The organism is Tunturiibacter psychrotolerans, assembly GCF_051013365.1.
GTDB lineage: Bacteria > Acidobacteriota > Terriglobia > Terriglobales > Acidobacteriaceae > Edaphobacter > Edaphobacter psychrotolerans_A.
Genome location: NZ_CP132941.1, coordinates 3,437,529 through 3,450,966 on the forward strand (window position 1 = coordinate 3,437,529; position 13,438 = coordinate 3,450,966).

9 protein-coding genes are annotated in these 13,438 nt (G+C 55.6%); 4 read left to right on the top strand and 5 right to left on the bottom strand.

Going from position 1 to position 13,438, the window contains the following annotated elements; all coding sequences use genetic code 11:
- Positions 1–123 precede the first annotated feature (123 nt).
- Positions 124–4,221 (top strand): cobaltochelatase subunit CobN, encoded by a 4,098-nt coding sequence (locus RBB76_RS14230; RefSeq protein ID WP_429634516.1) that lies wholly within the window; start codon positions 124–126, stop codon positions 4,219–4,221.
- Positions 4,218–5,930 (top strand): VWA domain-containing protein, encoded by a 1,713-nt coding sequence (locus RBB76_RS14235; RefSeq protein WP_429634517.1) that lies wholly within the window; start codon positions 4,218–4,220, stop codon positions 5,928–5,930. Before RBB76_RS14230 ends, RBB76_RS14235 begins: the two co-directional genes overlap by 4 nt.
- A 13-nt stretch (positions 5,931–5,943) precedes the next feature.
- Here RBB76_RS14235 and RBB76_RS14240 read toward each other — a convergent pair whose 3' ends face one another.
- The 3 genes from RBB76_RS14240 to RBB76_RS14250 form a co-directional block, all read right to left on the bottom strand.
- Complete coding sequence (locus tag RBB76_RS14240; protein ID WP_429634518.1) at positions 5,944–6,516, bottom strand: TetR/AcrR family transcriptional regulator; 573 nt, start codon at positions 6,514–6,516, stop codon at positions 5,944–5,946.
- A gap of 82 nt (positions 6,517–6,598) precedes the next feature.
- Positions 6,599–7,762, bottom strand: coding sequence for a diflavin oxidoreductase (locus RBB76_RS14245; RefSeq protein WP_429634519.1), 1,164 nt, complete (start codon positions 7,760–7,762; stop codon positions 6,599–6,601).
- 531 nt (positions 7,763–8,293) lie between these two features.
- Positions 8,294–9,226: an aldo/keto reductase gene (locus RBB76_RS14250; protein WP_429634520.1), complete on the bottom strand. Its 933-nt coding sequence runs from the start codon at positions 9,224–9,226 to the stop codon at positions 8,294–8,296.
- Between the two features lie 239 nt (positions 9,227–9,465).
- On the opposite strand from RBB76_RS14250, the gene RBB76_RS14255 reads away from it, so the two are divergent.
- Positions 9,466–10,626, top strand: coding sequence for an IS30 family transposase (locus RBB76_RS14255; RefSeq protein WP_429634952.1), 1,161 nt, complete (start codon positions 9,466–9,468; stop codon positions 10,624–10,626).
- 77 nt (positions 10,627–10,703) lie between these two features.
- Positions 10,704–11,465: a hypothetical protein gene (locus RBB76_RS14260; RefSeq protein ID WP_433963431.1), complete on the top strand. Its 762-nt coding sequence runs from the start codon at positions 10,704–10,706 to the stop codon at positions 11,463–11,465.
- Between the two features lie 178 nt (positions 11,466–11,643).
- Here RBB76_RS14260 and RBB76_RS14265 read toward each other — a convergent pair whose 3' ends face one another.
- Complete coding sequence (locus RBB76_RS14265; protein ID WP_429630308.1) at positions 11,644–12,294, bottom strand: hypothetical protein; 651 nt, start codon at positions 12,292–12,294, stop codon at positions 11,644–11,646.
- A 33-nt stretch (positions 12,295–12,327) separates the two neighbouring features.
- A complete protein-coding gene (locus tag RBB76_RS14270; protein ID WP_429630306.1) occupies positions 12,328–13,191 on the bottom strand; it encodes a hypothetical protein in 864 nt (287 codons plus the stop codon).
- Positions 13,192–13,438 lie beyond the last annotated feature (247 nt).

Here is a 13,438-nt window from a genome sequence, read left to right on the forward strand (position 1 = left end):
GAAACATACAAGGAAGAGTGGACTCGCCGCAAGATGCGAAATACGGTCCATCTTACGAAAGCGGGATGCCTCGGGCCTTGCGTATTATCAAATGTGGCATGTCTGGTTTTTGATGGCAGGTCAGTGTGGTTTCATTCCGTCAACACTCCCTGGCAAGTGAAACAGATATTTGAATACATCGATGCAATGTTGGAGGCGGATCGCTTTTTGCAGCCTCCGGAGGAATTGCTTGAATACGTCTTTAATTTTTACGATTGGGATGCGCGGCCCGCGGCTTCGGTCTCGATCGCTGCTGAGACTGTAGTACAGGAAGAAGTGCAGGCAATCGCCCTTCTGACGCATGCGGACACCGACCTGGTGACTCTTCAAAACGCACGCCTTAGACTTCCTGGAGACATCGATGTCTTCCCGTATTCCTTGAATAGTCTGCGCAGTGAGGAACAGATGGTGGCGCTCTTGACCGGAGCTTTGGCGCGTGCTCGCGTTATCATATTGCGTTTGCACGGGCCATTGAGTTCGGTTGCTGGATTTCCGCTTCTTAGTGCTATGTGCGTTACGCAGAGCCGATTCCTCGTCGTGGTGAGCGGTGTCGGCGAGATGAATCCCGAATTTCTCGGTGCTAGTACTGTCGATTCCGATGTGGTTGCGTCGGTGACAACTTATCTGGAACGTGGTGGAACATCCAATCTTACGGAATGCTTAAAATATTTGTCCGATCGTCTGCTCTTAACTGGGCATGGCTACGAGAGACCTACGACTCCAGCCGAGCACGGCATTTACATGCAGGATCTAGAGCATGCGGAGTATAAAGACTGGCTGCAACGTGCAGATCCGGCGAAGCCGACCGCGGCTATTCTCTTCTACCGCGCTCATCTTCTCAGCGGGAATACTGCTTTCGTTGACGCTCTGGCTGAAGCTATGGACTCGCACGGCTTGAACGCGCTCTGCATATTTACGTCTAGCATGAAGGCTCTGGATAACGATTTTCCAGCAGCGCTCCGACTGGTTGAAGGACGCGCCAATGTCATTGTCACTACGTTGTCATTTGCGTTGGGAGAGATTAACGCCGGCGATGTGACCCTCGCCGGCGAGAACGTTTCAATCCTGGAGCGCTTGGGAGTTCCTGTGATCCAGGCGATCCCTAGCGGGATGACAAGAGGGAACTGGGAGGTCTCCCGGCGTGGCCTGAATGCGCTGGACACTGCGATCAACGTAGCTCTTCCAGAGTTTGATGGCCGCATCATCTCGGTTCCGATTTCGTTTAAGGAGCGGGCCAACACTCAATCCGGTGACCTCTATGTTCCTCACCAGGAGCGCGCAGACCGTGTTGCGGGAATCGCCGCCCGGCTTGCGAGACTCCAGACCTTACCCAACGCTTATAAGCGTATTGCGTTTGTTCTTACAAACTCATCGACCAAGGCTGCGCAGGTAGGGAATGCTGTTGGTCTCGACTCGCCAGCGAGCTTGCTGAATTTGCTGCAAGCCATGAAGGGACGCCGCTACACAATCGGAGACCTTCCCAAGTCGGCCGATGATCTGATTCACGATCTTCTTTCGCGCGGGACATATGACGAAGCACATCCCCTCAATGAGGAAAGCGCACACCGATATTCGCGTGCAGTGTATCGGAAACGTTTCGAGCGTTATCCTGATGTCCCAAAGAAACGGATGATCGATTTATGGGGGCAGCCTGCTGATCGCGGATATACACTGCGATCTTCTTCGCCGAAGATCGATAAGAAGCTCATGAGCGAGGTCGCGACGAAGATTGCCGCGATGGACCTTGAACCATGGAGTGATACTGACGATTACCTGTTTGCGGCAATGCATCTGAAAAACGCATTAATAGCGATTCAACCGCCACGTGGCTACGGGCTTAACCCTGACGCCATTTATCACACTCCTGATCTGCCACCGACGCATCATTACACGGCGTTCTATCAGTGGCTAGCGACTTCGGTGGAAGGTGGCGGGTGGGGCGCCGATGCCATCGTGCACGTCGGGAAGCACGGAACGCTCGAATGGTTGCCGGGAAAATCCGTTGGTTTGTCGGGAGACTGCTTCCCGGATTTGCTGATCGAAGACATGCCGCTTGTCTATCCGTTCATCATCAACGATCCCGGAGAAGGTAGTCAGTCAAAGCGCAGAGGTCATGCAGTGATTGTGGATCATTTGACACCGCCAATGACTAGTGCAGAGACCTACGGGCCCCTCGCAGCTTTGAACCAATTGGTGAACGAGTACTACGCGGTAGAAAAGCTGGACCCGTCAAAGCTCCCTTTCATCCAGCAACAGATTTGGGAGCTGATTCAGGATGCGAACCTGAACACCGATCTCGATCTAAAAAACATGTTGTCACGCGATCATGGCGATCATAAACACGATTGGGAGGACGAACTCACCCCAGAGGGGGTACCCGTAACCCTCGCAGAAATGAGCGGGAGTGAGGTCGCCCATCTGATCGAAGACATTGATGGGTATCTGTGCGAGCTCGGCATGGCGCAGATTCGTGATGGCCTGCACATACTCGGTAACATGCCTCCGCTTCCGGAGATGCTTCGCTCGATGACTCGGTTGGCGAACGTGGGCTCTCCCAGTCTTCTGGATGCGCTCGCTCGCAATCTCCAATTCAACTACCAAGAACTTCTCGACGCACCTGGGAAGAAGCTTGATGTTGCGGTCACTCTCTCTGAGATTGTTTGTTACACGCATGCCGATGTACTCGAAGTACTGGATCGGATGGCGTTGAATCTCTACACAAGGCTGGAAGAAACTGGCTTTCGCGTCGATGCGTCCGAGGAGTTGCAATGTGCGATAGTAGGCTCTGCTTCGGAAGAGATTACAGCGGCTCTTACGTTCGCCTGTCAGCAGATTGTTCCAAACCTGGAACGGGCGAATGAAGAGGTTGAGCACGTTCTCGACGCTCTCGAAGGCCGCTACGTTCCAGCCGGTCCGGCAGGTGCGCCGACACGCGGGATGGCGCACATACTTCCCGCAGGAAGAAACTTCTACGCGGTTGACCCGCGGGCGCTTCCTTCTGAAGCTTCGTGGCGGGTGGGACAGCAGCTTGCTCGCGAGGCGATTGAACGATATCGCGTGGAGGAAAATCAGTACCCCGAGACGGTTGGGCTCAGCGCGTGGGGCACCTCGCAAATGCGTACGCATGGTGACGACGTGAGCGAGGTTTTGGCGCTACTTGGTGTGCAGCCGATCTGGAATAAACAGTCGAGGCGTCCTGAGGGAATGACTTTGATTTCACTGGAAAAGCTCGGGCGGCCGCGCATAGATATCACTCTTCGCATCAGCGGCTTTTTTCGAGATGCGTTTCCTCATCTGATTGACATGATCGACGATGCGGTCTCGCTTGTTATTCAGCAGGACGAGCCTTTGGAGATGAATTTCCCCAAAAAACACTATCTACGAGACCTTGAAAAAAATAAGGCTCAGGGTGTTGAAGAAGCTGAAGCATCCGCGCGGTACAGAATCTTTGGAGCGAAACCCGGTACGTACGGCGCGGGTATTCAGGCGTTGTTAGAGACACGGCACTGGAAGAGTGACGAAGATATCGCTCAGGTGTTTCTCGAATGGGGCGGTTATGCGTATGGCAACGCGGCGAATGGCGTTGATGCGCGACATGTCTTTGCGGAACGATTAAAGAGTGTACAAATCGCGCTGCACAATCAGGACAACCGGGAACACGACATATTTGATTCTGATGATTATTTTCAGTTTCACGGCGGTATGGTGGCGACCATCCGAGCTCTCACTGGGGTACAACCGAAGGCTTACTTTGGCGATAACTCCCGGCCGGATGCTGTGCGTGTGCGCGACCTGCGTGAAGAGGCATTGCGTGTCTATCGCTCACGAGTGGTCAACCCCAAATGGATCGAGAGTATTAAGCGCCACGGTTACAAGGGTGGACTGGAGCTGACAGCGACCGTCGATTACATCTTCGGCTTTGACGCGACCGCTCATGTAGCTCCAGATTTTGTTTATGAGGGGCTCGCCCAAGTGTATGCCCTCGAAGTAGATACCCAGAACTTCCTAAAGCAATCAAACCCTTGGGCGTTGAACGCGATTGCCGAACGTCTGCTCGAAGCAAATGAGCGTGGACTGTGGGAAGACCCGAAGCCGGAGACGCTCGAAGCGTTACGTGAAGTTCTGTTCGATAGCGAAGCCCTGCTGGAGCTACGTGGCGAGACGAGAAGGAGCGCGGTATGATCCGACCGGCTTATCCTTTCACGGCGATCGTCGGCCAGGAACAGATGAAAATGGCGCTGCTACTTGCCGCTGTGGATTGGCGACTCGGGGTATTGTTGCGTGGAGACAAAGGCGCAGGAAAGACCACGGCTGCGCGAGGGCTCGCCGAGTTGCTCCCTAAGCCTGGCCGCTTCGTTAATCTTCCAATGGGCATTACAGAGGACCGTCTTCTGGGCGGAATGGATTTGGCTAGTACGTTGAAAGGTGAGCCAGCACTTCGACCGGGTCTGGTAGCAGAAGCGAATGGCGGCGTTCTTTACATCGACGAGGTCAATCTTTTGCCTGACCATCTTGCCGATGCGCTGTTGGATGTAGCCGCTACGGGCATCAGCACGGTCGAACGAGAAGGGTTCAGCGCCGTACAGGAAGCGCGGTTTGTTTTGATGGGAAGCATGAATCCAGAAGAAGGATCGCTGCGGCCACAGCTGCTCGACAGGTTTGCTCTTGTTGCCGATATCGCTGTGGCTGGATTCGCCCCCGAAAGACGGGAGATCGTTGAACGACGAATGGTTTATGACGCCGATCCTTCACTTTTCGCGGGTTGGTGGATGGAACAGCAGACAAACCTTCAACAGCGGATAGTGGCGGCGAAAGCGGCGCTCCAAGCCGTGCGATGTTCTAGCAGCATGTTGGACCACATCAGTACGATTGTTTGCGAGCACGGAGTTATGTCTCTTCGTGCAGATCTCGCCATTGCACGGGCCAGCTGTGCACAGGCCGCTCTGCTAGGAGACGAAGAGGTTACAAAAGAACATGTTGATACCGTCTTGCCGCTTGCCCTAGCGCATCGACTAGCGCGTTCGTTTCAGAGGCCGTCCCTTCCGAAGACTCCTCCTTCGCCATCGCCCCAAACATCATCGTCGATGGCGGAGACTGAAAAGACCGATCAAGTGACTGAACAACGATTTACTTCCCTGCCAGTCAGAACACCCGAGTTGCGTTGGACTGCGGATGATGGGAAAAGCGGAGCTACAGAGGCGCGCAGCGGAAAGGCACCGGGGCCCGTTGTCAGAAGCAGAAGAAGCGAAGAGCCCGTGGAGCTTGATTCGCGTTCCTCCGTGTTGGAAGCCGTTGTTCGTACGGGGCGGGTGACGCCGCGTCTTCAAGACTTATACGAGAAAGTGCGAGATCCACTAGTTAGATCGAGATTTTTATTTGTTGTCGATTCAAGCGGATCGCATGCCGCACGGGAACGGATGAGAGCGGTTAAGGGGGCAGTGGCTGGTCTTATTGAGCGGTCGCTACGGCGTCGTGACGAGGTTGCAATCGTTGTATTTCGCGGAGAATCTGCAGAGGTTCTGATTGAGCCTACGAACGATGTGGGGGCCGTGACTGCCACTTTGGAGTATCTGCCGACGGGGGGGCGTACTCCGCTCGCGCATGCTCTTGAACTGGCCAGCCAATTCGTGACTTCCGAGACGCTCTTAGTGTTGATTACCGATGGCCGTGCGAATGTTCCCTATGGCGGCAAGGATGCCTGGCATGATGCGTTGCAGGCGGCGACCAAGATTCAGTGTCCGGCTCTCGTGGTCGATACCGAGTCAAGCGAGAATGCATTTGGTAAGGCCAGGGAACTTGCGGACGTGATGCAAGCGGAGTGCATTAGCCTGGCAGAGCTTGAAGCGGGATATGACTTTGCCATTCTTCTCAAAAACGGTGCCAGCCGATAGCTTACAAAAGCATTTATTTCTTTGAGATAGCTCTCCAGAACATCTCGAACCCGAGGGCTTGAAATTTCTCTGCGGAGGCTGGCTGGGTGGCCATGAATGCCATGGTGGTTTGTGCTGAGGCTTCCATTGTTGCTGAGAGGAACTCTTGGGGGATGTCTTGAAAAATGCGTTGTTTGACGGCGTCGTGAGCCATCGTCTCTATCTCGACGAAAGGGGCCGACCCCGCCTCTTTGGACTCCGCAGTGAGGGTATCTGAGAGTTGAAGCTGCGAGAGTACTCTGCGTTGCTCAGGATGGGCGACTCCCCAGGTGGTGTAGCGGTTCCAAATGTGGTGGAGTTTGATACGGACGCTTTTGTTTCGGGGGAAGCCGGTCATCATCGCGTCGGCGAGTTCCAGTTTGATCTCTCTGTAGAGAACATTGAGAAGCTCGACTTTGTTTGCAAAGTAGGTGAAGAGCGTTCCTTCGGCTACGCCGGCGAGGCTCGAGATGGCGGAGGTGGGGGCGCTCAGTCCGCGCTCTGCGAATATCTGCGTTGCTGCGGAGAGGATCGCTTTTCGTTTGTCGCTACTTCTCGGGCGGGCCAAACGGTACCCTCTTTCGTTGAGCCGGAACTGAACCTCAGGCGGCGCTCGCGTCCGGAGGCCGGATCGCGTCGCCGCCGGGGCTTTAGTAGACGTCGCGCTGGTAACGCTTTTGTTTTTTCATGGCTGCCAGGTACTCGGCTGCATGGTCGAGGGTGCCGTTGGAGCCACGCGCGATAACGTCGAGGAGGGCGGTCTCTACGTCCTTGGCCATGCGGGTGGCGTCTCCGCAGACGTAGAAGTAGGCTCCGCGCTCGAGCCACTCATAGAGTTCTTTGCAGCGCTCCTGCATGCGGTCCTGAACGTACACCTTGCGGGCCTGGTCGCGGGAGAAGGCGGTGTCGAGGCGGGTAAGGACGCCGTCCTTGTGCATGGCCTGGAACTGGTCTTTGTAGAGAAAGTCCATCGCTTCGCGCTGTTCGCCGAAGAAGAGCCAGTTATCGCCTGTCTGGCCGGTGGCCTGGCGCTCTTCGAGAAAGGCGCGGAAGGGGGCGATGCCGGTGCCGGGGCCGATCATGATGACTGGTTTGGTCGTGTCTTCGGGGAGGCGGAAGCTGTTGTTGGAGTGGAGGAAGATGGGCATGGTGGTGCCTTCGCCGGCGCGGTCGCCAAGGTGGCCGCTGGCTACCCCCTGCCGGTCGCGGCCGTGGGACTCGTAGCGGATGACGCGGACCGTGGTCTGGACGGTGTCCTTGTGCATGGCCTGGCTGGAGGCGATGGAGTACATGCGGGGGGTGAGGCGCTGGAGGACGTTGAAGAGCTGCTGCGGGTCGGTGATGACCCTGGGAAAGTCGGTGGCGAGGTCGACGAACTCGCGTCCCCAGCAGTACTCCTCGGCGCGGGCCTTGTTTTCGGGGCCTACGAGGTTTTTGAGGCCTTCGATGTTTGGGGCGAGCTTGGCGTACTGGCCTACGGAGCCACGGGCGAGCTTGCCGATGCCGAGGCGGGTGCGGAGGGCCTCTTCGAGGCTGATTTCGACCTTGTAGTGGTCGAGGACGCGCTCGCGGCCAGTGAAGTGGAGGGCTTCGAGGACCTCTGCTACGGCGATGGCGCGGTTTTCGGGGATGATCCCGACGGCGTCTCCGGGGGTGTAGGTCATGCCCTCTTCGATGGAGAGCTCTACGTGGCGGGTCTCCTTCTCCGAGCCTTCGCCGGTGAGGAGGCGGTTGTAGGTCACGGTGGAGAGGAAGGGGTTATTGCGGGTGTATTTGGATGCGTGTCCGGTCGATTGCTGTTCTTGATCTGCCACTTCAGTCATCCTTCTATCGTAAAACGCATTGGGTCAAAAGTGTTTTGCAGACTGTGTCCTTTTTGAGGTCTTTTCATGGTGTTTCGCTGGTGCGTTGTGGTGATTTTGCGGTGCTTCGTTGCGTCTCGTTTCCGAGGCGTTCGAGTGCGTTCTGTTCCCGACCCCTCCCCCCTCCCCCCTTGGGGTATTTTGCAGCGATGTCCTTTATTTTGATCGGTTTGCGAAGGGGTTGTGTCTGTAAAATATTCATTGCAAATGAGTTGCCTGCAAAATATTGGAAAGAAATGAGTTAGCCTCCGATTTACGTGCTCCTTGCTACCCGTTGAGGATTAAATGAAAAAACTGCAAGGAGAGATTTCCCCTTGCAGTTTCTTGCTTGTTCCAAGTATATCGGATTGGGTGGGGGTAATGCGCCACGCGAATCCCCTTGTCTGGCGCGGGGTTTCGTCGGTTTGGGGCTTGACAGGATTTTATCCGCACGGTCTGTGGTGAAACCCGAATGTCCGAATCGGGCAGTTGTGTCCCCACCTACTAGGTCCACTCAGGAAATTGGCTGCGCTTCTCGTCGAGGGCGGCAATTTGGTTCATATCGTTTGCGGTCAACGCGAAATCGAAGATAGCGAGGTTCTCTCGACGATGTTCAGGATTTGACGAACGCGGAATGGCGACGACTCCCCTTTGGTAATGCCAGCGCAGAACAACCTGTGCGACGGTCTTGCGGTGCTTTTTGCCAATCTCCTCCAACACCGGGTTGGTAAAGAGCCCGTTGCGTCCTTCTGCAAACGGAGCCCAAGCCTCCATCTGTACGCCATCTGCACGCAACGACTCAAGTTCTTCCTTTTCCTGGAGGAAAGGGTTTGTCTCCACCTGATTGATGACAGGCTTCTTGCTCGCACCTGTCATGAGGCTGGCGAACTGGGCTCTATCGAAGTTGCTCACTCCGATCGCCCTGATCTTCCCGGCGGCATGGAGCTCTTCCATCGCACGCCACGACCCTTTGACATCTCCGCGTGGCCGATGGATGAGATAAAGATCGACGTACGCCAGCTGAAGTTTGTCGAGAGCCGTTTGGAATGCTTTCTTTGCTGGTTCGTAACCGGAGTCATCGACCCAAATCTTGGTCGTCACGAAGAGATGCTTGCGGTCGATTCCGCTTTTCTTGATGCCGGCACCCACCGCTTCTTCGTTTTGGTATACGTGGGCTGTGTCGAGCAGTCGATAGCCTGCGGTGATAGCGTCTGCGACACTTTCCGTGCACACATCACCCTTCAGTCCATAGGTGCCAAAGCCAAGCATGGGCATCATGACTCCATGGGCTAGCCGCACCGTCGGTATGGCAGGCTGGTGATCGTGGGATGCCCACCCCAAACGGCTGAAGGCTAGCGTCGCCGCAGCGAATGCGCCCCTCTTAAGAACTGCTCGACGGCTGGTCGCACCTACTCTGCTGCTATTGATGTGCATCATCTCTCCTTATACCCAGGTTCAGTTTTACACCCCGGGTCCATCGGTCTGCTAAAGGAGCAAGAGGGTGCGGCGGCCCATGCCTCCGTCGCCCCTTGCCTTCTTCCCCAATGCCGCTCTCACGGTCCGTGGAGAAACGCGTTTCTAGGGATCGATGCAACCAAGTTTCCGCAAAGCTGGGCGGTCTCAACCGGTCGGTGCAACACCATCTGATATGAATTCAATTTCTAAAGGTGGTGGTTATGGCACAAGGAAAACGGAACAGGCTTACCACGGAGCAGCGGATCGAGATGTGGGGGCGCTGGAAGGCGGGCGAGTCGTTGCATGACATTGGGCGAGCCTTCGGTAAGGGGCATGGTTCCATTCGGTTCCTGTTGACGCAGCGCGGCGGGATCGCTCCTGCTCCGCGTCGGCGTTCACCACGAACGCTGACCTTGTCCGAGCGGGAAGAGATCTCACGAGGAATCGCAGCTGGTTCGCCGATCCGGGAGATAGCCAGCGGATTGCAACGTCCTGTGTCGACAGTGAGCCGTGAGGTGGCACGTCATGGCGGGCGTCCACTCTATCGAGCCAGTGAAGCCGATCGTCAGGCATGGGAGTCCGCTCTGCGACCCAAGGTCTGTCTTCTTGCCAACCACGAGGAACTGCGGATGATCGTGGCCAGTAAACTGATCCTGGACTGGTCGCCGCAACAGGTTTCGAAATGGCTGAAGGTCCATTATCCCAGCAACGAGAGCATGCGTGTGTCCCACGAGACCATCTACCGCAGCTTATTCATCCAGGCCCGTGGAGTGCTGAAAAAAGAGCTGGTTCAGCATCTCCGGTCCAAGCGGCTGATCCGTCGTTCACGGCACGCTCGGGCTGGCGGAAAGTCCCACGGTCAGATCGTCGATGCTATCTCGATCAGCGAAAGACCGGCAGAGGTTGAAGACCGCGCCGTTCCCGGCCACTGGGAAGGCGACCTGCTTGCAGGCAGCCAAAACACTCATATCGCAACCCTGGTGGAACGGCACTCGCGCTTCGTCATGCTCATCAAAGTGCCCAGCAAAGATACCGCGACGGTTGTCGCCGCGTTGAGCAAGCACGTGCTTAAACTGCCCGCAACTCTGCGGCGCTCGTTGACCTGGGACCGAGGGCTGGAGATGGCCAAACACAAGAGCTTCACGGTGGACACAAATGTAAAGGTCTACTTCTGTGACCCGCAGAGTCCATGGCAGCGCGGAACCAATGAAAATACCAACGGCCTGCTAAGACAGTACTTCCCTAAGAAGACCGACTTGTCCGTCCACACTCAAGCCCATCTCAACAAGATCGCGCTCCGTCTAAACCAACGCCCGCGAGAGACCTTGGGCTTTCAAACGCCAGCGAGTAAACTGCAAGCCAGTGTTGCATCGACCGGTTGAGACCGCCTGACTTTCAAGGTACTACGGAGTCACTTCCGGTTTGTCGGTCATCTCCAGCGACAGTCTCCGGATATCAATTGCTGAAGCCGACCGCGGGTGTAGGATCGACGCCAATGACTCTTCTCGATGCAGACATCAAGCGAGACCCGGTTGTGGGCGAGGATACCTGGGACCTGTTCGAGGCGATTGAGTGTTCATTCGGAATCGACCTTGGTGACTATCGCTCTCATTGTGGGAGGACTATCCGAGACCTTGCCGCAGACGTCGGGAGACTCACGAAGTATCCCAGTGCCGACAAGTGCCTCACTGCGATCACCTTCTACAGGCTGCGCCGAGCATTGCAGCAATTCGGTTTCCCACGAAGCACCGTCCGTCCAGCGACGCCTGTGCGCAAATTGTTGCCATGGAGAAATCGACGGATGCGGTGGCAACAAATGCGAGATCAGTTGGGGCTGGAATTACCGGGGCTGCTCTATCCGCGTTGGGCGCTTCTTCTTGCTTTGTTCGGACCTGTAACCATCCTCGGTTGCATGAAGACGTTTTGGGGAATCCCGCTCAGTGTCGCCTCGATTCTCGGCCTATCGGTTCTTCTAGTCATTCCTGCGATCTTTGCGTCAATACCATTCGCACGCACACTCCCGCCGGGCAGCGATACATGTGGAGGACTCGCCGAAGTCATCTTGGCGCGGAATTACGCTGCTATCGCGACTGAGAACGGCAGTCGGCGTGGTGCGGAAGTCCTGTGGGCGCTGCGGCAGCTCGTTGCCACAGAAATGGTGATGAACATCGAACAGGTCTCCCCAGACGCTCGGATTCCTCAGGATTTAAACATCTACTGATCGCGGACTGAGCCTTTAGTCGAATCTGAACGGGTCCGTCGGCAATTCGGAATTAATGCTGTCTTGATGTCGTGGACGAACTGCCACAAAAACGGAGATTTCGGCAACTGAGGATTTCGTGGCGAGAAGTCGGCTTACATCAGCATCCTCAATTGACGAGAAGGACGTTTGTTGCAGACTAAAGTATGTTCACAGCTCTAGCCGCGAGCAGAGCGACAGTGGTGAAGGAGATGAGAGATTGGATCATCATCAGCACTTTGGCCCATCGGGACAATACCGGGCAGTCGGTCGGCGAGAATGCAGTACTCGTGTTGAAGGCGACGAATAGGTAGTCCACAAATCCCGGTCGCCAGAACTGCTCCCCCATCTCCGTTCTTGTCTCAGCACTGAGCGTCATCTGCGGAAACAGGAACGCTCCATCGGTATGACTCTCGCGTAGATCCCTTTGGTTTGGCCCACCCGCGTCCAAGCGCCAATACCAGGAGGCAAAGACAAGAATGTTTGTGACCCATAACGCCGCCGCCGAGCGTAGAAGGACTTGAGGAGGAAGCTTATGGGTCGGCAACGTCGCGATTAGTAAGCCCAAGGACCAGGCCATGTCAGCAGTAACAATCACATTCAAGGCATAACCGAATAGTTGATTGAGCTTTAAATTTCCGCCGCGTCTTGCGAGGACGGTCGGAATCATCAAAAAGCTAAGCACAATGAGAAGGAGCCAGTCGGGGCCAAAGGAGAGAAAGCTGGGGATTGCTAACCGTAATCCTCCCACAGCAAACAAAGCCGAGAGCGCGGGCCAGCGGGGTTCGTGTCGAATTGTTGGTCCTGCCATTATGAGCACCTTTCGTGAAGCATCAAGGACCATCTATTGCTTGGCGGACGCGTCCTTTTGAAGGCGCTTTCCGAAGATCAGCCCGATTGTCGTACCGATTGTTGACGAGTGATCGCTGACGCCGAAGCGAAGGCCCCCGTCGATGCCAAAGGAATCGCCGAACTGGTGATAGAAGCCACTAAAAACATAGGTGCCTGGCGGGGTGTTAGATTGTGACGTGTTCTGACCAAAGACCTCGGCATAGAGACGCGTGTCCTTCTGAATGTGATAACTGAGAGCGAATGATTGTTGTCCGCCGTACCGACAGCCTGTAGACGTTTGGCAGTCAGACTGTACTATCGAGCCGTTTGCGATGACGTCGACGTCCCCGTTTTTTCCATAGTGGTGGTTGACGAGCAGAATCGCTTGTTGACCGTAGCCTTGAAGCGGGCTTGCCGAGGCAGTTGGAAGCTCGGCCTCATACTGCAATGCGATTCCCGGCGAGATCCTGTGGTACTGCTCCTTCTTCGCCTCGACCTTGCCGCCGATCTGAATGGTTCCGACTCCATTGGTGATGATTCCGTCCTGCTGTTGATGATTAAACGCAGACCAGTCGAAGTCCAGCCTGAGTCTGGGCAGTAGAGAATAGGTGAACAACGTATCGAACGTCTGCTGATTGCCTGGCGGGTTCTGGGGATAGGCATCATAGCCTACCTCCACCTGTGCAACGCCTTTGCTCTGGATGGCTGCACTGTTGGCGATCGTTGGTCTTGTGGGATTTATGTTTAGATCTTGGGCCGGCAGGCTGATCGTCAGCAGCGAGAGCGCGCCAAAGAGCCAACTGATTCGATTCAGAGGCGGCGATGTTGAATGTTGGAATTTCTGACTGGATCTTTGATCGATCGAAGTGAACTCCAAAACGCTACCGGCGCCTTAGCAAAAAGAGTATCAGCAGAACGATCACGATTATCCCTAGACTCCCCGGCCAAATGAACCAGCCGCCGCCGCTCGAGTATCCGGCTACCAAGCATCCAGACAATCCCAAGGTCGCGAAACATGCGGCCAGTACGGTCAGTTGTTTTCGGAACAGGCGGGAGGTTGAGAACTTTTCCCTATGATTTCGCACGTTCGTTCCTCCAGTTGGGATGGGAGACAACTTTATCGA

Coding starts and splice junctions, on each gene's coding strand:
- RBB76_RS14255 (WP_429634952.1), top strand. CDS start 9,466: ATGGCACAAGGAAAACGGAACAGGCTTACCACGGAGCAGCGGATCGAG.
- RBB76_RS14235 (WP_429634517.1), top strand. CDS start 4,218: ATGATCCGACCGGCTTATCCTTTCACGGCGATCGTCGGCCAGGAACAG.
- RBB76_RS14265 (WP_429630308.1), bottom strand. CDS start 12,294: ATGGCAGGACCAACAATTCGACACGAACCCCGCTGGCCCGCGCTCTCG.
- RBB76_RS14250 (WP_429634520.1), bottom strand. CDS start 9,226: ATGATGCACATCAATAGCAGCAGAGTAGGTGCGACCAGCCGTCGAGCA.